General features: G+C 36.5%; 17 protein-coding genes. 5 read left to right on the top strand and 12 right to left on the bottom strand.

Features of this window, described 5'->3' with window-relative positions; all coding sequences use genetic code 11:
* Window positions 1–6: 6 nt before the first annotated feature.
* The 4 genes from JO178_RS04005 to JO178_RS04020 all read right to left on the bottom strand — a co-directional run bounded on the left by JO178_RS04005 (window position 7) and on the right by JO178_RS04020 (window position 5,942).
* Window positions 7–1,428, bottom strand: coding sequence for an MBL fold metallo-hydrolase (locus JO178_RS04005; protein WP_291931975.1), 1,422 nt, complete (start codon window positions 1,426–1,428; stop codon window positions 7–9).
* A gap of 85 nt (window positions 1,429–1,513) precedes the next feature.
* A complete protein-coding gene (locus JO178_RS04010) occupies window positions 1,514–2,308 on the bottom strand; it encodes a sulfite exporter TauE/SafE family protein (protein WP_291931978.1) in 795 nt (264 codons plus the stop codon).
* Window positions 2,309–3,045: 737 nt separating this feature from the next.
* Window positions 3,046–3,672 (bottom strand): Crp/Fnr family transcriptional regulator, encoded by a 627-nt coding sequence (locus JO178_RS04015; RefSeq protein ID WP_291931981.1) that lies wholly within the window; start codon window positions 3,670–3,672, stop codon window positions 3,046–3,048.
* A 20-nt stretch (window positions 3,673–3,692) separates the two neighbouring features.
* Window positions 3,693–5,942, bottom strand: a complete 2,250-nt coding sequence (locus tag JO178_RS04020) for a family 20 glycosylhydrolase (protein WP_291931983.1) — start codon at window positions 5,940–5,942, stop codon at window positions 3,693–3,695.
* A 297-nt stretch (window positions 5,943–6,239) separates the two neighbouring features.
* On the opposite strand from JO178_RS04020, the gene JO178_RS04025 reads away from it, so the two are divergent.
* The gene (locus JO178_RS04025; protein WP_291931986.1) at window positions 6,240–7,055 is read left to right on the top strand and encodes a DUF4197 domain-containing protein; all 816 of its coding nucleotides are present in this window, start codon (window positions 6,240–6,242) and stop codon (window positions 7,053–7,055) included.
* A 181-nt stretch (window positions 7,056–7,236) separates the two neighbouring features.
* Here JO178_RS04025 and JO178_RS04030 read toward each other — a convergent pair whose 3' ends face one another.
* Window positions 7,237–7,890: a CoA transferase subunit B gene (locus JO178_RS04030; RefSeq protein WP_291931989.1), complete on the bottom strand. Its 654-nt coding sequence runs from the start codon at window positions 7,888–7,890 to the stop codon at window positions 7,237–7,239.
* A gap of 121 nt (window positions 7,891–8,011) precedes the next feature.
* On the opposite strand from JO178_RS04030, the gene JO178_RS04035 reads away from it, so the two are divergent.
* Window positions 8,012–9,814 (top strand): ABC transporter ATP-binding protein, encoded by a 1,803-nt coding sequence (locus tag JO178_RS04035; protein WP_291931991.1) that lies wholly within the window; start codon window positions 8,012–8,014, stop codon window positions 9,812–9,814.
* A gap of 53 nt (window positions 9,815–9,867) precedes the next feature.
* On the opposite strand, the gene JO178_RS04040 is transcribed toward JO178_RS04035, so the two are convergent.
* The gene (locus JO178_RS04040; protein WP_291931995.1) at window positions 9,868–10,569 is read right to left on the bottom strand and encodes a CoA transferase subunit A; all 702 of its coding nucleotides are present in this window, start codon (window positions 10,567–10,569) and stop codon (window positions 9,868–9,870) included.
* Between the two features lie 366 nt (window positions 10,570–10,935).
* Between JO178_RS04040 and JO178_RS04045 the strand changes: the two genes are divergently transcribed.
* Window positions 10,936–12,471, top strand: a complete 1,536-nt coding sequence (locus JO178_RS04045; RefSeq protein ID WP_291931997.1) for a membrane-binding protein — start codon at window positions 10,936–10,938, stop codon at window positions 12,469–12,471.
* 74 nt (window positions 12,472–12,545) lie between these two features.
* On the opposite strand, the gene JO178_RS04050 is transcribed toward JO178_RS04045, so the two are convergent.
* Window positions 12,546–15,284 (bottom strand): fibronectin type III domain-containing protein, encoded by a 2,739-nt coding sequence (locus JO178_RS04050; RefSeq protein ID WP_291932000.1) that lies wholly within the window; start codon window positions 15,282–15,284, stop codon window positions 12,546–12,548.
* Window positions 15,285–15,576: 292 nt separating this feature from the next.
* Between JO178_RS04050 and rplS the strand changes: the two genes are divergently transcribed.
* On the top strand, window positions 15,577–15,933 hold the full coding sequence (rplS, locus tag JO178_RS04055; protein ID WP_068942389.1) for a 50S ribosomal protein L19: 357 nt from the start codon (window positions 15,577–15,579) through the stop codon (window positions 15,931–15,933).
* A gap of 89 nt (window positions 15,934–16,022) precedes the next feature.
* Here rplS and JO178_RS04060 read toward each other — a convergent pair whose 3' ends face one another.
* On the bottom strand, window positions 16,023–16,493 hold the full coding sequence (locus tag JO178_RS04060; protein WP_291932024.1) for a hypothetical protein: 471 nt from the start codon (window positions 16,491–16,493) through the stop codon (window positions 16,023–16,025).
* A gap of 158 nt (window positions 16,494–16,651) precedes the next feature.
* Entirely contained in the window at window positions 16,652–17,434 is a 783-nt protein-coding gene (locus JO178_RS04065) for a helix-turn-helix transcriptional regulator (protein WP_291932026.1), read from the bottom strand.
* A gap of 74 nt (window positions 17,435–17,508) precedes the next feature.
* Here JO178_RS04065 and JO178_RS04070 point away from each other — a divergent pair, with 74 nt between their 5' ends.
* The gene (locus JO178_RS04070; RefSeq protein ID WP_291932029.1) at window positions 17,509–18,657 is read left to right on the top strand and encodes a multidrug effflux MFS transporter; all 1,149 of its coding nucleotides are present in this window, start codon (window positions 17,509–17,511) and stop codon (window positions 18,655–18,657) included.
* Here JO178_RS04070 and JO178_RS04075 read toward each other — a convergent pair.
* The 3 genes from JO178_RS04075 to JO178_RS04085 all read right to left on the bottom strand — a co-directional run bounded on the left by JO178_RS04075 (window position 18,654) and on the right by JO178_RS04085 (window position 21,301).
* Window positions 18,654–19,169 (bottom strand): DUF3592 domain-containing protein, encoded by a 516-nt coding sequence (locus tag JO178_RS04075; protein ID WP_291932031.1) that lies wholly within the window; start codon window positions 19,167–19,169, stop codon window positions 18,654–18,656. The two genes, JO178_RS04070 and JO178_RS04075, sit on opposite strands and share 4 nt — an antisense overlap.
* Window positions 19,170–19,237: 68 nt before the next feature.
* Complete coding sequence (locus tag JO178_RS04080; RefSeq protein ID WP_291932033.1) at window positions 19,238–20,233, bottom strand: alpha/beta hydrolase; 996 nt, start codon at window positions 20,231–20,233, stop codon at window positions 19,238–19,240.
* An 81-nt stretch (window positions 20,234–20,314) separates the two neighbouring features.
* Window positions 20,315–21,301, bottom strand: coding sequence for a DMT family transporter (locus JO178_RS04085; RefSeq protein WP_291932036.1), 987 nt, complete (start codon window positions 21,299–21,301; stop codon window positions 20,315–20,317).
* Window positions 21,302–21,364 lie beyond the last annotated feature (63 nt).

The raw sequence follows: 21,364 nt of genomic DNA on the forward strand, positions 1-21,364 counted from the left end.
TATTTTTTATTCTAATTTATTTAAAACTTTGGTTTGACATACAAAATCACTAGTAGGAATACCTGTGGAAGCTATTGCTTTAAAACCACCTTCCACTTCAGTAAAATTCCTATATCCTCTTGCCTGAAGAATACTTGCCGCCATTGTACTTCTATAACCACTTCCACAATGCATATAAAAATGTTCTTCAGGCTGTACTTCATGAATCCATTCATTAATATAAGCTAAGGGCTTACTGTATGCTTCATGAATATGTTCTGCATTATATTCACTTTCCCTTCTTATATCAATAATCTTCACATCCTTTTCTTTTATTTCCTGTTCAAATTGTTCCGCAGAAATACGGTTGACAGAATCCATTTCTTTATCTGTTTTTTCCCATGCATCAAATCCGCCTTCCAAAAACCCTAAAACATGGTCAAATCCTACCCTGCTCAATCGGGTTACCGCTTCCTCTTCATCGCCTTCTTCCGTTATCAGCAGAATAGGTTGATTTACATCAGCAATCAAAGCGCCTACCCAGGGAGCAAAATCACCATCCAATCCTATATTGACAGATTGTGGGATAAACCCTTTAACAAATTTCAAATTACTTCTGACATCTAAAATTAAAGCTCCTGAAGCTTCTGCCATTTCCGCAAACTGTTCTGGTTCAAAAGCTCGTAAACCCTTTGATAATACTTCTTCAAAACAATGATATCCGTTTTTATTCATCATCACATTCATACCAAAATAAGGTGGTGGAGGTAAAAGTCCATCGGTCACTTCTTTAATGAAACTTTCTTTATCTTTTTGATTAAGAGCATAATTGGTTTTCTTCTGGTTTCCTAAAGTGTCTACCGTTTCTTTCTGCATATTTTTACCACATGCTGAACCAGCTCCATGAGCCGGATACACTATAATTTTGTCATTTAAAGGCAGAATTTTTTCATATAAACTGTCATACAGCAACCCAGCCAATTCTTCCTGGGTCATATCTGTTGCCTTCTGAGCCAAATCCGGACGCCCTACATCTCCCAGAAATAAAGTATCACCACTGAACAACGCTTTTTCAACTCCAGATTCATCAATCAACAAATAGGAAGAGCTTTCCAGGGTATGCCCAGGTGTATGAAGAACTTTAATTTTAATGTTTCCAATTTCAAATATCTGGTTATCTTCAGCAATGATGGCTTCAAACTCCGTTTTTGCTGCAGGCCCGTAAACAATCGGAGCCCCTGTTCTTTTACTTAAATCAATATGACCACTCACAAAATCAGCATGGAAGTGCGTTTCAAAAATATATTTCAACTTTACTCCATCCTTTTCCAGTCTTTCAAGATAGGGTTGTGTTTCTCTCAAAGGATCTAAAATAGCAGCCTCCCCACCTGAGCTCATATAATATGCTCCCTGGGCTAAACATCCCGTATAAATCTGTTCTATTTTCATCTTATTTATTTTTGACTTTGTTCTTTTGATACAAATTTCCCGCTTTCTGTTTTCCTCTACAGTTACTTTTGTTACATAAGAAGATTTAAAAAAAAATTTCTTTAGCTATAATATAGATACCCATAATCAGGATAAACCACCCAAATGCAGGTTTCAGTTTTTTGCCATCAATTTTCTTAGATAGCTGTGACCCTATTATAATCCCTGCAACTGCAATAGCAGCAATAGACATTAATAAATTCCATTCTATTTTCGTTGTATTCATGGATGAAGAGAATCCGATTAAAGAGTTTAGGGAAATAATAACCAGGGAAGTTCCTATTGCTGTTTTCATCTGAACTTTCAAAAGATTAACCAGCGCAGGGATGATCATAAAACCTCCTCCTGCTCCAACCAGTCCGGTTAAAACACCGACTAGCGAACCTTCTCCCGCGGCCAACAGCATATTATTTTGAGCAGAAGCATGTTCCGACGTTTCAACAGAAACATTATTTCTGATCATTTTGTAAGAAGCCAGAATCATTAACCCTGCAAAAACCAGAAGTAAAAAAATATTCCTGGTCAATATAAAACCTTGTATACTGAGAAGTTCCTCAGGAATGAGAGGCAGTAAATAGGTCCGGGTCAAAAAGATTGAAATAATAGAAGGCAACCCAAATATAAAAGCTATCTTAAAATTAACCATTCCTTTTTTGAAATACGACCAGGAGCCCACTATACTACTGATTCCAACGATAAAAAGAGAATATTCTGTTGCGAGAAAAGCATCTAATCCAAAGAGATAAACCAGTACAGGGACCGTCAAAATACTTCCGCCTCCTCCTATCAGTCCAAGAGAAATTCCTATTAAAACTGATGCTGCATACCCTATAATTTCCATTTTTTAATTCAACTAATTTGATGCAAAAATGGAAATGTTTGCACGAAGCTACAGCTACTTTTGTTACATAACAGGAGTTTAAACACAAATGCCACTAAGGATTCACAAATGGCACAAAGGGATTGTAGACCTGAGATAAAAGTTTTGCCTTAACACCCCGTCAAAATCATAGATTTCGCCCTCCGGAGGCTAATCTTCTAGGAGTTTTTAAAATCATGTGAATTCGATATAAGCCTAAACCTCAATAGTGATTAATGGTATTTATTTTTTTGAAACGCAAAGGTTTAATTTGAATAGTATATTCTAGTGAGCAAAGAAAGCGACAAAGTCGCTGATGAAGCTATATGTTAGAGGTTTGCTTAATAAGAATCAACAAAGTTGATTCAAATCTTTGCTCCCTTAAAATATCGTATTTAAGAAATTAGTCTTTGCGTCTATATCAAAAACATTGAAATGATCAAAGATTTCATCATTGAATTAAGTAAATTTTAATGGTGTTTAACCAAAAAAAGCATCAAAAAAGCATCGTAAACAATACAACATTTTTATGATCTGAAAAAAGGAGCTGAACTATAAACCTCTACAAGATTAGCTCCGGAGGAGAGGGAATATGAGTACTTTCAGTTGTGGTGATTGTGAAAATATGAGATTTTCAAAGAACTTTTGTGACTTTTGTGGTTTATAAAAATTTTTACGAGATTTGAGATTGCTTCGCTTTCAGCTCGCAATGACAATGGTTATTTCAGAAGAACAATTTTGTTTCTGCCTAGCTTAACTTTTCCTTCTTCTTCCAACTGTTTGAGAAGTCTTGATACGACTACCCTGGCTGTTCCCAATTCATTAGCAAGCTGTTCGTGGGTTGTATTGATGATTTCCGAATGGGTAAGTTCTGATTTTTTATGAAGAAGATTCAGTAATCTTTCATCCACTTTTTTGAAAGCAATGGCATTGATAATATCCAATAATTCTTCAAAGCGTTTATGATATAATCTGAAAATATAATCCAGCCACTCAGGATGCTCTTTTATGAATAAAGAAACTTTATCTACAGGAAGGAAAAGAATCTCTGCATCTTCTTCAATTTCAGCTTTCACAATACTCCTTTCATTGTGCATTCCACCCAGAAAAGACATGATACAGCTTTCTCCTGCCTGAATATAATACAACAGGATTTCCCGTCCGTCTTCTTCTGTTCTGATTACTTTAATCATTCCTTTCATAACGATAGGAATGGAGCGGATGGAAGTATTTTCATCCAGTATAACATCACCTTCCTTGTAGTTTTTTGTTATTCCGTATTGGTATAACTTCTCGACAAGGTCCGGGGAAGAGGAAAATTCTGAAGAAAGTGTGGTATCCTGCATGGTACTTAATTCTACTTCGCCTAATTTACGCCAATTTCATCAACAAATAGCCATGCTTTTGAGTCTGCTCCAGGATTTCCTGCTGGAATAATCCCTGCATTTTCAATAGAAATTTTTAGGTATTTTGCATTTTGTGCTCCTACATTCAACCTGATCTTTCCTTTAGCATTTTGAATTTCTTCTTTTCCGATCTCTTTGATCAGTTTAAAATTCATATTATCATCGGAAACAAAAATCTTTGCCGATTTTGCAAGATGAATCCAGCTTCCTTTATTTTCTAAGGTATTAAAATACACTTCGGAAAAATTGGTTTTCTGACCAAAATCTATGGTAGCCACAACATCTTTTCCATTGAAGCCTAACCATGTTTTTCCTAACTGTCTTGTGTTCCCGATAATCCCATCAATAAGGGTAAATGCTCCACCAAAAGAATAGTTTTCGCTTGGCTGTTGTTCAAGAGTAATTTTCTTACCTGTTGTTTTTGAAATCGTGAATTGTTGTGAAGAAATGGCACTTTTCAGCTGCCCATTCTCAAAATAAGCCGATTTTATTGTTAAAGAGCTTGGAATGGCAACGGGAGTCTGATAAGTCTTAGAATTAATGGTCGGCGTTGTCCCATCCAGCGTATATCGGATACCGTCTGAATTTTGTGAGGTTGATAATTCGTAGGCAATACCGTTATCGGAAGGAATTACTTTTCCTGAAATATTATAAATACTCTTGGCATAATTCACATTCATTTTATCCAAAACCTTAAACTGACCAATTACCCTGTTTTCAAATTCCTTATAATTTTTAGGATCTGATGTTCCCCACCCTACTTCAGAAAGAGCCATCAATCTTGGGAATATCATATACTGAACCTGTTTAAAATCTAAAATATATTCTGTCCATAAATTAGCCTGAACACCCATAATGTATTTTGCCTGCTCTGCATCCAATTCACCAGGAATCGGGTTATAAGAATACACTTTGTCTAATGGAGTAAATCCACCGAAAGCGTTCGGTTCTGATTGCGGATCACCCTGATAATGGTCGAAATAGCAATATGCTCCTGGTGTCATCACCGCAAAATGTTTTGATTTTGCCGCTTCAATCCCACCGTTTACTCCTGTCCAGCTCATTACCGCAGCATTCGGAGCTAGTCCTCCTTCCAGAATTTCATCCCAACCGATAATCTTTCTGCCTTTACTGTTCACATATTTTTCAATTCTTTGAATAAAATAGCTCTGTAAGCCATGTTCATCCTTCAAATTATTTTTCTTGATCAATTCCTGGCAGTGTGCACATTCTTTCCATCTTGTTTTCGGACATTCGTCACCCCCAATATGGATGTATGGGGACGGGAACAATTGAATCACCTCATCCAGAACATTTTCCAAAAAGGTAAACGTTTCATCCTTTGGGCAAAATACATCATCAAACACTCCCCATTTGGTAGCTGCTTCAAAAGGACCTTTAGTACAAGCCAGTTCCGGATAAGCCGATAATGCTGCCAGTGCATGCCCCGGCATTTCTATTTCCGGAACCACTGTAATATGTCTTTCCTGAGCATATTTTACCACATCTTTGATTTGTTCCTGGGTATAAAAGTAAGGCCCATAAGGTTTTCCGTCAAAAGTATTATCCACATAAGCCCCGATCATCGATTCTTTACGTTTTGAACCGATCTGTGTCAGCTTCGGATATTTTTTGATTTCAATTCTCCATCCCTGATCATCCGTTAAATGCCAGTGAAAAGTATTCAGCTTATACATAGCCAAATAGTCGATATATTGTTTCACTTCATCTACCGTAAAAAAATGACGGCAAACATCCAGATGCATTCCACGCCATGCAAACTTAGGCTGATCTTCAATTTTTAAAGCCGGAATTTTTTTAACTGTTTTATATTCTTCAAACAATTGAATCAAGGTCTGAAGAGCCAGAAAATAGCCCTGCTTAGTATAAGATTTAATATGAATCTGCTGAGGAGTGACTTCAAGAATATAAGCTTCTTCTTTTCCGGCAGGAGTTTTCGGTAATTCTGAGTATATTATCCGGGCATCTGCTTTCCGTGAATCTTTACATTTAACCGTTGATGATAAACGTTTTTTAAAATACTCCGTTTCATTTTCGGGCAAATCGCTACTTAGATTCAATACATCAGGAATCTGAAAACTGCCTTCATTGACCTGAATATTTTGGGGATAGGGAATTAAATTCAATTTATTCTGAGCAAAAATTACGTTTAAAAACAATATAAAAAATACTGAAAGTACTCGTGTCATGGGATACGGTTAAGGTTTTAGCTAAGATAATTATTTTCTAAAACTTATGGGCTCATTTTTACAAATTAATATAAGGTATTTACCTGAAAACAGGTTAGAAACATTGAAGATATCATAAAACGGGCTGAATGATTAAAATAACCTGACATCTGGAAATATATTTAAAAAAAAACCTTTGATTTACTGTTTATCGCACTTTTAAAACGGTTTAAAACAGTAAGAAAAATTTATGGTTTATTTTTTGATAAGTCAAAGCGACCACAACAAATAAACATTTAAATTTGTAAAAAAAATACGATGAGAAAAAGCATTTTATTAGCAGCCGGATTATTATTTTCGATCTCTGCACAGGCTCAACTTTTAGATATTATAAAATCTACGGTTAAAGATAAAACAGGTGTCGATCTTAACACCCCGATAAAGACTAAAGGTTCTACAGCTGCCAATCCTACTACTCCCGCCGCTACTATTTCCACTCATTCTACAGCCAATCTTGGAAATCTGACCTCAACTCAAATTTCATCAGGATTAAAAGAGGCTTTAAATATAGGGGTGACAGACGGAGTTAAAAAACTTGCATTAACAGACGGTTTTTTCAAAAATGAAGCGGTAAAAATTTTAATGCCCGAAAAATTAAGAAAAATCGATACTACCCTGCGTTCTATAGGAATGGGAAGTCTTGCAGATGAAGGTGTAAAATTACTGAACAGAGCTGCCGAAGATGCTGTAACGGAAGCGGCACCTATTTTTACCAATGCTATTACCACCATGACTATCACCGATGCCAAAAACATTTTGTTGGGAAGTGATAACGCTGCCACCAGTTATCTTCAGGGAAAGACACAAAGCCAGCTATTTACGGCTTTCCAGCCAAAAGTAAAAGCCTCATTAGGAAAAGTAGGAGCAGATACGGTATGGAAAAATCTGATTTCAAAATACAATACTTTTACAGGACAATCTGTAACTACTGACCTTAACGAATATGTAACGACAGAAACCATCAACGGAGTATTCAAAATGGTTGCCCAAAAAGAAAGCGGAATCAGAAATACACCTGCTATGAGAACGACGAATATTTTACAGAAAGTTTTTGGGGCTCAGGATAATAAATAAGATGACCTGTTGTTTAATCAAATTATCAGGTCGCTCCTACGGAGCTTCTTCCTCTAAACAATATATTAAACTATGAACAGATTGCTCCTACGGAGCTCTGTTTAAAAGGATATTAAAAGAAAAGCAGTAAAGATAAAATCTCTACTGCTTTATTATTTATAATCATTAACTTTTCTGATGGCTACAATTGCATTTCAGGAACTTCCCCTTCAATAATCAGATCAGCTTCTGTAGCTTTAATAATATCTTCTACCGAAACTGCCGGTGCTCTTTCCACTAGTTTGAAACCTGCCGGTGTCACCTCTAATACGGCTAATTCTGTAACAACTTTTTTCACACAATTTACACCTGTAAGAGGAAGTGTACATTTTTTAAGGATTTTACTTTCTCCAGCTTTGTTTACGTGCATCATGGCTACGATAATATTCTCAGCAGAAGCCACAAGATCCATTGCTCCTCCCATTCCTTTCACCATTTTTCCGGGAATTTTCCAGTTAGCAATATCTCCGTTTTCTGAAACTTCCATTGCACCAAGAATCGTAAGATCCACTTTTTGGCCACGGATCATTCCGAAGCTAAATGCGGAATCAAAAAATGAGCCTCCAGGCAGGATGGTTATGGTTTGCTTTCCGGCATTGATGATGTCTGCATCTTCTTCTCCCTCGAAAGGAAACGGCCCCATTCCCAACACTCCGTTTTCACTCTGGAATTCTACGGAAATACCGTCCGGAACATAGTTGGCAACTAAAGTAGGAATTCCGATTCCCAGGTTTACATAATAACGATCTTTCAGTTCTTTTGAAATTCTTTTGGCAATTTGTTCTTTTGTAAGCATAATAAAAACTTAGACTGCAATTTAATTATTTTCGCCAGAATACAAAAGGACTTTGTGATGCTTAACAATTAACACTGTTAGTCAAAATAATATCTTTAATTTTGTATCATTATTTAGCAGAATGAAAATACTTTTTAAATACCTTAAACCTTACCAATGGTTAATTGCCATTTCTTTATTTCTGGCAACCGTTAATCAGGTTTTTTCTTTATTTGCTCCGGCTATTACAGGAAATATCCTGGATCAGCTGGTTACTCATCCTAATTTTTTTGATAAGGAAAAGCTCCTTCCCAGAAATCTGAACGATTATTTGTACGGAAATAAAATCTACCATGGTGCTTTTTATTTTTTAGGACTACTCATCGGAACTGCCATGGTCAGCAGAATTGCCAAAGCTTTTCAGGATTATGTGGTAAGTGTGATTACTCAGAAGTTCGGGGCTAAAATCTTTACGGATGGTTTAAAACATTCTATGGCGTTGCCCTTTCAGGAATTTGAGGACCAGAGAAGTGGTGAAACCTTATCTATTTTAACAAAAGTAAGAGAAGATACGGTAAAATTCATCACCAATTTCATCAATATTTTCTTTGGTATTTTAGTCAGTATTATTTTCGTTTCAGTATATGCAATCCGCTTACACTGGTCCATTATGCCTGTGTACATCTGTGGGATTTTCTTTATTGCCATTGTTACCAATTTATTGAGCAAAAGAATAAAAAGTATCCAGAAAAATATTGTTTCGGAAACTACAGCTTTAGCAGGAAGTACTACGGAAAGTTTAAGAAATATAGAAATTGTTAAAAGTCTGGGATTAACCAGTCAGGAAATCACCCGTCTCAACAATAATACGTATAAAATTCTTGGACTTGAGCTCAGAAAGGTTAAAAGCATCCGTTCTTTAAGCTTTATTCAGGGAACGATGGTTAATTTTCTTCAGCAGATGATTACCCTGACTTTATTATTTCTTATTTTTAAAAACATTGTAACTCCCGGGCAATATCTGTCTCTTATGTTTTACGGGTTCTTCATTTTCGGACCGATGCAGGAAATCGGGAACATCATCATTTCTTATCGTGAAGCTGAAGCTTCTCTCCAGAATTTTGACCGTTTAATGAAAAAAGAGGTGGAAGAAAAGCCTATTCACCCGAAAATAATTGGTGCTATTGAGGAATTAGAATTTAAGAATGTTTCGTTTAAACATCAGACTGCTCAGTACAAAGCGCTAAACAATATTTCTTTTGAAGTCAGGAATGGAGAAACAATAGCTTTTGTGGGACCGAGCGGTTCGGGGAAAAGTACACTGGTAAAATTACTGGTTGGGCTTTACAGGCCTCAGGAAGGAAATATTCTTTATAATAAGATCAACGGAAAAGAATTTGATTTTGATGAATTGAGAAATCAAATTGGTTTTGTGACTCAGGACACCCAGCTTTTTGCAGGAACCATTAGGGAAAATCTTCTTTTTGTTAATCCAAAAGCTACGGAAACAGAGCTGCAGATCGCCTTACAGAAATCAAGCTGTACCTCCTTGTTACAAAGAGCTGAAAAAGGAATTGAAACCGTTATCGGGGAAGGCGGATTGAAACTGAGTGGTGGTGAAAAGCAAAGAATAGCGATTGCAAGAGCTCTTTTACGAAAGCCTCATTTATTAATTTTTGATGAAGCAACTTCTGCTTTGGACAGTATTACTGAAGAAGAAATAACCTCTACGATCAAAGATATTTCCAGAGAAAAAGAGCAGATTACGGTTCTTATTGCCCATCGTCTGAGTACGATCATGCATGCGGACAAAATCTACGTTCTTGAACGTGGTCAGGTCGTAGAAACCGGATCTCATGAAAAATTAATTGCTGAAAAAGGATTATATTATGCCATGTGGCGGCAACAAATCGGGGAAAGAAAAACACTTAGCCCGCAAGCATAAAAAAAGCGCTGAATTTAGTTTCAGCGCTTTTTTATATTCTTATGATCAGAGATTTATTCTTTGCTTCGAACGGTTCTCTGCTCAATTCTTTTTTCAAATTTTTCTCCCTGAAAGATTCTCTGGATCATAATTCCCGGAATATGAATCTCGTTAGGATCCAGTTCTCCAGGCTCTACTAATTCTTCCACTTCCGCAATGGTAATTTTAGCGGCACCTGCCATAGGATGGTTAAAGTTTCTTGCAGATCCTTTAAAAATAAGGTTTCCGGCATGATCTCCTTTCCATGCTTTTACAATAGAAAAATCTGCATCATAGGCATGTTCAAGAATATGAGGTTTTCCGTTGAACTCTTTTACCTCCTTTCCTTCTGCTATTTCAGTTCCATAGCCGGCCGGAGTATAAAAAGCGGGAATTCCAGCTTGTGCAGCCCTGCATTTTTCTGCCAAAGTTCCCTGTGGAGTAAGCTCAACATCCAGTTCTCCCGAAAGCATTTGTCTCTCAAATTCGGCATTCTCTCCCACATAAGAAGAGATCATTTTTTTTATTTGTCTTTTATGCAGCAGGAGTCCTAATCCGAAATCATCTACTCCTGCATTATTTGAAATACAGGTAAGATCTTTCACATCACTTTCTACCAAAGCGTTGATTGAGTTTTCAGGAATACCGCAAAGTCCGAATCCGCCAAGCATCAGTGTCATTCCATCTTTAATTCCTTCGATGGCCTCCTTTGCATTTTTTACTCTTTTATCTATCATGAAATATTAGATTTTTCTGTTGGCTAAATTTAATAATTTTTCTCATATATCCCATGATCAGAAATACTCTTGAATCTCACGCTTTCCCAACAGGCAATTAAAAACTTTATAATCAAATATTTACATTAAAAAACGAACAGATCGGTTCATTTTTAATGTATTTCTCATGAAATTGATTTATATTTGTGGGCTCAAATTCAAAAACACAGTATATTTTATAGTCTTCGGATATTATAACTATAGGTAAACACCATTTCAATGTAAAATTATTTCGCAACAGCCTGTTTCTGTATATGCCATTTTTATGGCTTTCATTTTCAATACGATCACCACATTAATCATATAAAAATCAACTTAAATAAAAACATGAAAAAACTATTTACGTCAGCATTACTTGCACTAGTACTCAGCGTCAGCGTATATGCACAGGAAAGAACTTATTTCGATGAAAACTGGGAAAAAACGTCCAAAGACAAAATGGAATACTACCGTGAAACATCTGCAAAAGGGAAACTAACCCTTATTAAAGATTATTATAAAAACGGAACATTACAAATGGAAGGTCTTGCTTCGGACACCACTCCAAGTAATGAAATTTTTGACGGAAAAGTAACATGGTACACCCCCGAAGGGAAAGTTATGAGCTCAACTACTTATTCCAACGGCAAGCACCTAGGCCCCTCTCAATCCTATGATGCAAAAGGAAGACTTATCGAAGAAATGACCTACAAAGCTGATGATGTATTCAGTGGAAAAATATACAGCTATAAAGATCCTGAAAATGAATATTTCTACAACAGCATTACGACCTACGAGAATTCCTTACCATCCAGAACTCTTATTTATGATGAGGATATTAAAGGGATCCGGTACGAATCCACCTTTGGTAAGGATAGCAGCTATGAAACCAAATACTACGGAGAAAAAGGAAAATTTATAGGAGCCGGAAATTCAGGTTCCGGTGAAAATTTGCTGGTAGACTACTATTACAACCCTATGAGAGTTTCCAAAATCGAAAAATATAAAAGCGACGGCACTATAAAAGAAGGGGTAATATATACTAAAAGCGGAAAAGTTCTGCAGGAACAGAAAAGAAATAAAAAAGACGGTTATAAAACCACTTATGATGAATCCGGCAAAAAAATAGCCAATCTAATCTATCAATATGATAAGGAAAATGACAGCTATAAGCCCATAGAAGGCGAAGATTACCAGTTTAGCTATGATAATACCCAAATTTCATCTATTGATGTTTATAAAAACGGTTCGGTTATCCTGAATAAAAGTTTTGATGACAACGGAAAACTAGTATCCGAGAAAACAATGAAAGATGATTCTCCCCTGGAAATCAAATTCTATAGCCCGGACGGAAAATTAAAATCAACCTTAACCTATAAGGATGATATGCCTTATAACGGTACTTCTTATGAGGGTCTCAATGAGATTCAATATAAAGACGGGATTTCGATCAGTACGAAAAATTATTCTGAAGACCAGAAGCTCATTTCTGAAAAGAAGCTTAATACGAAACAAAATACATATGAAGGGACCATATACAATAGTAAAGGAGCTATTGTGTATACCTTTACCCAACCCGTTAAAGAGGAAGAGGATAATTCTTATAACTTTACCGGTAACATTGTGCAGTATATAAAAGGCAAAGCCGGTAACAAAGCTGTCGTTAAAAACGGCGCCCTTCAAAGTGGTAAAATCAGGTTAACAACAACAAGCGGAACTAAAGAACTGGAGCGTAACGGAAAATGGATTTTATTAAAAGTTTATAATGCGGACGGAAAACTTATTCAGGATTCTAAGATTTTAGCTGATACAGGAGATGAATTTGCATCTGCCGACGGCCAAACGGTCATTCAGGAAGATGATTTATATAATGGTTTCGAATAACAGGAAATCATTTTTACAAAAAAGCAGTTTCAAAATCTGAAACTGCTTTTTTTTTCATATTATAAAAATGGATTTTACTGGATAATCAGCTTTAAAGTAAATAGCTTTCTTCCGTGTACTTTTACAAAGTACACCCCTTTTGGCAGGTTTTCATTGACTAAAGAAAAACGCTGGTTATTGATATTTTTAGAGACATAAAGCAGTTCTCCTGATGCTGAAACCAATTCGATTTTTTCAATCGGATAATCACTTTTAATGAAAGTAGGCTCTCCCGGTTTCGTAGGGTTCGGATACAGAACAACATTTTTCTCTGTGCTTTTTGTTTCTGAAGTTCCCAGACTTGAAGAGGTTACCTGAAACTGTACTCTGTTTGAAACCTCCGTATAAGAATCATTAGTAAACATAACCATATAGTAATTTCCGGGAGTTGTAGGTATTGCTGTTCCCTGAATGGTTTTGGTACCCTGTGTTACTCCGTCAAAATAAGTGTAAGAAACAAAGTTATCATCCGGAGTCTGAATATTTTGCGGATAAATTCCCAGCCAGTCTTTAATAATCCCCGGAGAATCTGTCCATGAAGCGGTTATATTTTCTCCCAGTGTATATACCGGCTTATTGGTCCATAATTCTGTAACGATATCTCCTACTTTAAAAAACACTTTCTCTCCTATCCCGTTGTATCCATCTTCAAGTAAATACTGTGCATAGTAATACCCTTTTGGTAGTCCTGTAAAATTAAGGGTTCCGGATGCTGTGGTCACATAACTCCATTTTATGGAATTGGTGGTTCCCGGACTTTGCCCCATTTTATAAATTCCGATCCAGTCTTTCTGCAGATTAGGTCCATTGGCAAAGTTGATGACCACCGTACCTCCTACCGGATAAGTATCTGCAGTAGCCTGTAACTGAACTTTTGGACCTACATAAAAATTCTTTCTCGGGGTGATTTCCGTATATCCGTTATTGGCAAAAAATCCGGCAAAATACTGTCCTTTATTTGGCAGTCCATTGGTAAAAGTTGCCGTCCCTGCGGTCTGTCCGTTGGTATACATATAGCTTTGGGAAGTTGTTGTGGCGGGAGTCTGTCCTTTTTTATAGATTCCGACCCAATCCTGCTGATTTCCGGGTCCTCCTGTAAAAGTGGCAACAACAGGTTCATTTTGTGTATATTCTGTTTTATCTAAAGTAAAAGTGGGATTTGAGACTACACTTCCGATAATTTCAAACTGCTTTACATCACTCCAGTCACTCCATTCCAGATTTCTGTCTCTGTAGCGGGTTTTCACATAATAGATTCCGTTAGGAATAGAGTTAGTTGTTAATGTTACTTTGGTGATATCTACTCCTGCGTTTAGATTTTTAGTTTTGTCCGGGGTTCCGTTTCCGTCTTTTCCGAACCAGTTTTCAAAATCTCTGTAAATTTCTTTTTCAATCACGGAAAAGTCGGACGCTTTACTGATCAGGAATTGCGTGGTATTCAAAAGTTCTCCGTTAGAAGATGAAAAGGCACTTCCATCCAGTGTCAAAGGTAATGTAACAGGTCCTGAAAAAGTATTGGTAACGGAAGGTTTAGCGGGTTTTGGCTGATTCTTATATCGATGAAAAGAGTCTACCAGTTCATTATTCTTTTTATTGTATATTCCACCGATAGAATAGCATTCAATATCTACTTTACCTGTTGGTACATCTACTTCTACGATCTGATATGTCCAGTCTGTCAATGTTTTCTGAACATCATCAAAATCCTGTTCATTAGACATTCCCCAATACTGGTCCCACGCTGTTCCTCCGGAAATAATCTGATAATTCGGTGTATTTTTCAACTGCCCTCTGTGGTACAGATGATGATGCGCTCCAACATGCATCAAATATTTATCTGACGTTACCAAAAGCGGTACGGCATTGTTTCTTACCCAGGTAGAAATATCTCCTACATACTGCTCTGCCTGATAAGGTCTGTGGCTTAAGGAAATAATCCAGTCTACTGTAGGATCATTATTGGCTTCATTTAGTATCTGTTGCAGCCATGTTTGTTGTGCAGCACCGGTATGTTCGGAGCTCAGACTTATAAATAATACATTTCCTGCCTGCTGGGCATAATAATTTTCATTTCCTGAGCTGATATTTTTGTATCTGATTTCATCGATATAAAAATGAGCATAATAGGAATTCATTCCTAAGGTACCATAGGTCTCGTGGTTACCTACTGTCGTCTGAATCGGCAGATAAGGTGATAATTTGATATTTTTTTTAAAGTGAACATTTTCATAATGATCCAGAGTTCCTACATCCACCTGATCTCCCACCATAAATGTAAGTGCAATATTATCCGACGGATCTGTACCTGCTCCAAACTTTTCCTTTAATTTTTTATAAGCATTCAGGGTAAGGCTGTCGTATCTTGGCTCTGCTTTAATCTGATTATCTCCCATAATCAGAAAACGGATTTTCCCGTTTGTCGTTGCTGCTTGTCCCGGTAAAGGAAGTGTTCTGAAATTGTAGACAGCGGATACGCTTGTTCCTGTTTTGATCTTATAATAATACTTTGTATTCGGTTGCAGGTTGGTAATTTTTGCGGTATGGTAATAGTAATTATTATTATATCCTGTATCTGAAAAGATATTGGTAGTACCTGTCACAGTGACATTCAGATTGGTTGGAGAGTCTCCGTAAATTACTGTTGTTTCGTTATCGGAAGACGTTTTCCAGTTGACGATCATAGAATTCGGTGCCGGGTTTTGTAAATAAGGATACAAAACCTGTCCGAACGCCATCTGGACCGCGAAACAAAAAAAGAAGAAATAATGTTTCATAATGATATTATATTTAAATAGTGTATAGCATTTTAATTTGTAAATCAATACATTAAAAACCAGTATCCTGATTTTTATTTCGGGCAAAAGTAGACTTCCCGTATAAACTCTGGCTGATGGAAGTTTAAAGAAAACATTAATTTTTTACTGAAACTGAGAGGAAAAATTTATAGTTTTTAATACATTAATTATTTGGTGTATTCAAAAACTATTTTGTACATTTGCAACCTGTTATTCAACCTCTGACGAAAAACGTGTAAGTTGCTTAGCTTTAACATTTTATTTATTAATAATGGATTTATTAAAGTACGTACAAGATAAGTACATTGCGAAAAAAGAATTCCCTGAATTCAAAGCAGGTGATACAATTACTGTGTATTACGAAATTAAAGAAGGACAAAAAACAAGAACTCAGTTCTTCAAAGGAACAGTTATCCAATTAAGAGGTACTGGATCTACAAAAACTTTCACAATCAGAAAAATGAGTGGTGATGTAGGTGTAGAAAGAGTATTCCCTATTAACTTACCAGCGCTTCAAAAAATTGAAGTTGACAGAAGAGGTAGAGTTAGAAGAGCTAGAATTTACTACTTCAGAGACCTTAGAGGTAAAAAAGCGAGAATTAAAGACGCTGCTTACAAGAAGAAATAATTCAGACAACAATAAATACAAAAAGAAGCTGTTTACATGTAAACAGCTTCTTTTTTTTGTAATCAATCATAAGTGTCTTTATATACCACTTACGATCGGGCAGGGCTTTCTTCTGCATATTCTCTGTAGGGATTTCCCTTTCCCGTTTCCAGAAACAGCTTCAGACTGTTGATAAACTGTATCCAGCCATTAGCACAGATCTCATAACATTCTATATCCGGATTCAATCCTATATGTGTAATCTTTATCTGTGTATTACTTTCCTTATGTTCAATATCCCAGATTATAGTTGTCCCTATCCATTCTGTCTGATTTTTTAATTCCGGAATGGCAATCAGCGAGTCTTCCACATACCAGATTACCTTAGAACTGACTTTCAGTTCTTTCACTCTCATCGTCTTATGAATATGCTCACCAAATCTTATTGTGAATACCTCTCCGGTTTGCGATGAAGATCCTTTAAACAACTCAGACCACCAGAGAGGAATTTTATGTATAAGAGCATCATAAGCCTTCTCAGGTGTAGTTGTTACTGTAATTGTATGACTGTAGTTTTCCATAGTGTAATTTTGTTAGGTCCTACAATGTTATGTAAATTATTTTTCAAACGTCTTTGCATAAGACAAGAAACAGAAGTTTAATACTGGTACACCCCCGTTAAACCTTTGGCAAGCTGCCTGCCGAAATGATTATCAATGATACAAAATTCCTATATCCCCTATACATTTTTCATCAGATATTGCAATGGAGTAGATCCCGTATGTTTTTTAAAAAACTCAATAAAAGCACTATCTGAGGAGAAGTCTAAAATATGGGATACCTCACCTATTGAGTTTCCTTCTACCAATAACTCAATTGACCTTTGAAGGCGCCATTGCTGTCTCCACTCCTGATAAGACAGACCGGTTTCTTTTTTAAAAATTCTGCTGATTGTTTTTTCAACAATTCCGTGTTGATCTGCAAGATTTTTCAGCATTGGCGGCATAGAAGAACGCAGGGTCCACTTTTCTGTCAGTTTCTTAAAACGTCTGTCTTCAGGCATTTTCAATGTTAGTTTCTCTTCCGGAGCTATTTTTACTTCATTCCAGAATACATTTAGAATAGCTTCCTGGCTTTCGTCGGGAGTCGTCCATTCCCAAAAACAAATTCTTTCTATAAGCTCTTTTAATAAAGAATTCACATGTAAAATTTTCAAACCGGAAGCCATATACTTTCCGGCATAATTTTCATCGAAATAAACAGATCTGTAAGCGACAACATTCCGAAAATTAACTCTGTGAGGTTCATTGGAAGGAATCCAGAGCATTCTGAAGGGTGGCAATACCAATTGTCTGTCGGAAGTCGTTACCGTCATACAACCCGATGGAGCATATAGCAATTGTGCCTTGGTTTTATGAGAGTGAAATCCGGAATCATGCATTACCATATCCGAAGCAATTCCGATGACTTTTTCCTTAAGGATATCCGCATTAAATTCTTCATTCTGAGTCAAAACAGCCATGTCTTATTTTTGATATTTTTTGTTTTTATATCATTATAAATATACGTTAGTTTTTTCGAAACTTTGCAGAAAAAATGAAAAAGACAAATCCGCTCTGGCTGCTAACCCTGCTGGTAATGCTCCCTCAATTCGTAGAAACCATCTATAGCCCGGTTTTACCCGGTGTACAGGAGCGGTTTAATATAAAAGAAGAATCTGCGACCTTTACCATAAGTTTATATTTTATAGCCTTCGCCATCGGAGTCGCTTTCTGGGGAGTTCAATGTGACAGAATAGGAAGAAAAAAATCATTGGAATACGGGCTCATTACCTATGGAATCGGCACGCTGGCTGCTGTATTCGCTTCTGATTTCATATTCCTTCTTGCTGCCAGAATTATTTCTGCGTTTGGAATCGCTGTAGGATCCATTGTCACCCAAACCATTCTACGGGATACTTATGACAAAGAACATATCAGCAAAGTATTTTCCTGGATCGGAATTGGCCTCTCTATTAGCCCAGTTATCGGTATGATTACGGGATCTCTACTCGCTTCTTCTACCGGATATCAGGGGGTTTTTGTTACTTTACATCTTTTAGCTATTCTATTTTTCATACTCTCTTTAAAAAGGATTTCTGAAACACATTATTCCGGAAAAGAAGCAGGCTTCGCTACGTTATTCAATCTCTTAAAACAAATGGTTAAAGACCGTGATATTATCAGATCATGTATACTGATTATGAGTTTTAATGTTCTTTTATTTTCATACTATTCACTGGCTCCTTTTATATTTAAAGAACAGCATTACTCACCACGTGCTTTTGGGTACAGCAGTATCATCCTGGCGTTGGGAACATTTGCAGGGGCTCAGCTGAACCGTTTTTTATTGTCTAAAAACCTACTGCCCCATACTTTGGTTAAAACAGGCACACTGGGATCATTTATCGCTTCCTTATTTGTCTGGTTACTCACGGGCTACGGAATCTATTTTTTAATTCCTTATTTCTTTATTGTAATGGCCTTCAGTATAGTAATTCCTAATATTCTAAGCACCGCTTTAATCCGTTATAAAAACAAAACAGGAAGTGCAGGAGCTTTGTTAGGCCTTATGTACTATTTATTGATAGGTGCTGGACTGGTCATTACAGGTTGTATTCAAAATTTAGGATTCTCATGCATTCTTTTTTCAGGAGCCGGAATATCAGCTCTATTACTATGTAAGCAAAAAGAGAAAACCGTTTAATACAGACGGTTTTCTGTTTTCAATAATGATCTGATATAGTAATTAAGAATAAACAATCCAATTCCTAATGGGATCATGGAAAGGCAAAGGATGATAAAAGGCCAGAACCATAAATGCCAGAAGCCACCACGAATGGCTCTTGACGGATCTTTTTTATCAAAATATACGGTTACATCATTGGACCACTCCCTGCTGCTACTGCTATAATCAGCGTGGAGGGTATAAGAATGATTGGAAGAATCATAATAAGTGATAACCGGAGAATACATCCTGGTACTTCCATTCCCATCACTATCCTTCGACCAGCTTTCTTCATATCCTGTAATTCTTGCTTCCGTTTTGACCCCATCAGATACCAAATTGATATTTCTGCTGAATTTACTATAACTATAATAAACACCTCCAACACCCATTCCCAGGAACAAAAGCAGAAACATAAGGAAGAAAGAAACTATCCAGAAATTATCGCTTTTTACCTGCTTGTTTTTGAGTTTAATACTCTTTTTATTCATTGTTTTTAAATGTAAAAATCATTACCTCCGAAACTATCTTTCGCTTCGGAATTGCCTGAGCCGGTTCTTTATTTAATAAAATTATACAGAGCATCAAAGAATTTCGGATAGACCTCAATATGGGGCAGGTGTCCTACATTTTCAAGTTCCACCAGTTTTGATCCGGCAATTTCATGTTGGGTTTTCTTACCAAGTTCCTGATACTGGCCCATTTTCGGTTGAAGATCTTTAGGCGCTCTGTCTTTTCCTATTGCGGTTCTGTCTCTTGTTCCTATGATCAGTAAAGTAGGCGTTTTAATATTTTTAAATTCATAACAAACCGGCTGATTATAGATCATATCTGTAGTTAAAGCCGCATCCCATGCTACCTTTGGATAATCTTTATGTAAGGTCCAGCCGGCAATCAAATCCAGCCAGGGCTGATATTCTTCTTTCCATTGATTATCGTAATAAAATTTGAGCTGATAATTTTTATAGGTTTCGGCAGTATTTTTAAGTTCCGACTGATAGGCCTGATCAATATTCTGATAAGAAGCAAAAGTTTTATAGTCTTCAAGTCCGATGGGATTTTCAAGAATCAGCTGCTGAACTTTTTCCGGGTAAAGTAAGGCAAATCTTGTTGCAACCATTCCGCCCATCGAATGTCCCAGAACTATGGTTTTATCAATTTTAAGTTCATCCAGAATTGCCTTTGTATTTTCAGCCAATTGTGAAAAAGAAAACTGGTAATGTTCCGGTTTGGATGATTTTCCAAATCCGATCTGATCAGGAATAATCACTCTGAAACCTTTAGCGGATAAATCTTTGGCCGTTCTTTCCCAATAGGCTACATTGAAATTTTTTCCGTGAAGTAACATAATGGTTTTTCCATTCGCCTTCTGAGGCTTTACATCCATATAAGCCATTTTCAGATCATTATTCTGAGATTTCAGATTGATAAAATGAACGTCATAAGGATATTGATATTCCGAAAGCACAGCGTCTAAAGGTTTTACCTGCGAAGACATCCCATTGGGTACTGACATTAATACTACAGCCAATAGTATATTTCTAAAGTACTTCATAACACTAATTTTTAAATCATTAAAATTAAAAAAAACCACTCCAAAAGAAGTGGTTTTTATTTTTATTTTATAACCTTATTTTTAAGATAATTCTGCTACTGAAATCTCTTTTTCTTTTTTAGAAGGCAGATTCATCAAAACAATCGCAAACAGAATCAGTGCAATTCCAGCCCATTGTATCAAAAATACTTTTTCACCTAATAAGACGAAAGCCATTGTCACGGATACCGGAAGTTCCAGAGACGAAACAATACTGCCCAGTCCTAACCCGGCATTCGGAAATCCTACATTGAATAATACAGGCGGAATAATAGTACCGAACAAAGCCAGCACAAAACCGTATGTTAAAAATATTGAATAATTGAACGGATGGATATGTTCCGTATTATCTGTAAAGTTTAAATACAGGGATTTCAAACCTTCAGAATACATTGGCCCTATCTGAGCAAAAAACAAGAATGCAAAAACAATAACAGAACCTCCCGCCAGCATGATTATACTTTTTCTGAATACAGGAAGATGGGTTGCCAGTGTATTAGATGTAAACATAGTCAATGTATAAGAAGCAGCTGCCATCAGCCCCCAGAAAACTCCATGCCAGTCAAGTTCAATTTCCATATTGATAAGATTAGTTGCCAGAATCGTTCCCAGCAATACAATCACTACGGCCACTACTTTTCTTGCATTAGGCAGTTTTTTTGTCAGGATACTTTCCACCACCACACTGAACCACACCGATTGCATCAATAATACAATCGCGATGGAAACGTTGATATACTGAACCGCAATATAATAGAATAGACTTGTTCCGCCCAATGAAGTTCCGGCAAGCATCAACATTCTGACCTCTTTGGAACTCGGAACAGACAGTTTCTGCTTTGAGGTTAAGGTTTGGATGAAATTCAGGATCAAAAGCCCGGTCAAACCTAATACGAATTGAGAGGTAGTCACTTCAGAAGTTGTAAACCCATCATGATAGGCCATTTTCACAAAAGTGGCCAACATACCGTATATACTAGCTCCAATTCCGACAAATAAAACACCTTTTAGTATATTTTTCTTCTTCATAATTTTTTTAACAGCCTGCAAAGTTACGACATATAAATTAAAGTACCTTAGCATTGCTTTAAT

This window comes from Chryseobacterium sp. (assembly GCF_019236175.1).
In the GTDB taxonomy this organism is placed as follows: Bacteria; Bacteroidota; Bacteroidia; order Flavobacteriales; family Weeksellaceae; genus Chryseobacterium.

Bases quoted from the DNA above. Each gene is read 5' to 3' on its own strand.
- JO178_RS04005 (WP_291931975.1), bottom strand. From the start codon at position 1,428: ATGAAAATAGAACAGATTTATACGGGATGTTTAGCCCAGGGAGCATAT.
- JO178_RS04010 (WP_291931978.1), bottom strand. From the start codon at position 2,308: ATGGAAATTATAGGGTATGCAGCATCAGTTTTAATAGGAATTTCTCTT.
- JO178_RS04015 (WP_291931981.1), bottom strand. From the start codon at position 3,672: ATGCAGGATACCACACTTTCTTCAGAATTTTCCTCTTCCCCGGACCTT.
- JO178_RS04020 (WP_291931983.1), bottom strand. From the start codon at position 5,942: ATGACACGAGTACTTTCAGTATTTTTTATATTGTTTTTAAACGTAATT.
- JO178_RS04025 (WP_291931986.1), top strand. From the start codon at position 6,240: ATGAGAAAAAGCATTTTATTAGCAGCCGGATTATTATTTTCGATCTCT.
- JO178_RS04030 (WP_291931989.1), bottom strand. From the start codon at position 7,890: ATGCTTACAAAAGAACAAATTGCCAAAAGAATTTCAAAAGAACTGAAA.
- JO178_RS04035 (WP_291931991.1), top strand. From the start codon at position 8,012: ATGAAAATACTTTTTAAATACCTTAAACCTTACCAATGGTTAATTGCC.
- JO178_RS04040 (WP_291931995.1), bottom strand. From the start codon at position 10,569: ATGATAGATAAAAGAGTAAAAAATGCAAAGGAGGCCATCGAAGGAATT.
- JO178_RS04045 (WP_291931997.1), top strand. From the start codon at position 10,936: ATGAAAAAACTATTTACGTCAGCATTACTTGCACTAGTACTCAGCGTC.
- JO178_RS04050 (WP_291932000.1), bottom strand. From the start codon at position 15,284: ATGAAACATTATTTCTTCTTTTTTTGTTTCGCGGTCCAGATGGCGTTC.
- rplS (WP_068942389.1), top strand. From the start codon at position 15,577: ATGGATTTATTAAAGTACGTACAAGATAAGTACATTGCGAAAAAAGAA.
- JO178_RS04060 (WP_291932024.1), bottom strand. From the start codon at position 16,493: ATGGAAAACTACAGTCATACAATTACAGTAACAACTACACCTGAGAAG.
- JO178_RS04065 (WP_291932026.1), bottom strand. From the start codon at position 17,434: ATGGCTGTTTTGACTCAGAATGAAGAATTTAATGCGGATATCCTTAAG.
- JO178_RS04070 (WP_291932029.1), top strand. From the start codon at position 17,509: ATGAAAAAGACAAATCCGCTCTGGCTGCTAACCCTGCTGGTAATGCTC.
- JO178_RS04075 (WP_291932031.1), bottom strand. From the start codon at position 19,169: ATGAATAAAAAGAGTATTAAACTCAAAAACAAGCAGGTAAAAAGCGAT.
- JO178_RS04080 (WP_291932033.1), bottom strand. From the start codon at position 20,233: ATGAAGTACTTTAGAAATATACTATTGGCTGTAGTATTAATGTCAGTA.
- JO178_RS04085 (WP_291932036.1), bottom strand. From the start codon at position 21,301: ATGAAGAAGAAAAATATACTAAAAGGTGTTTTATTTGTCGGAATTGGA.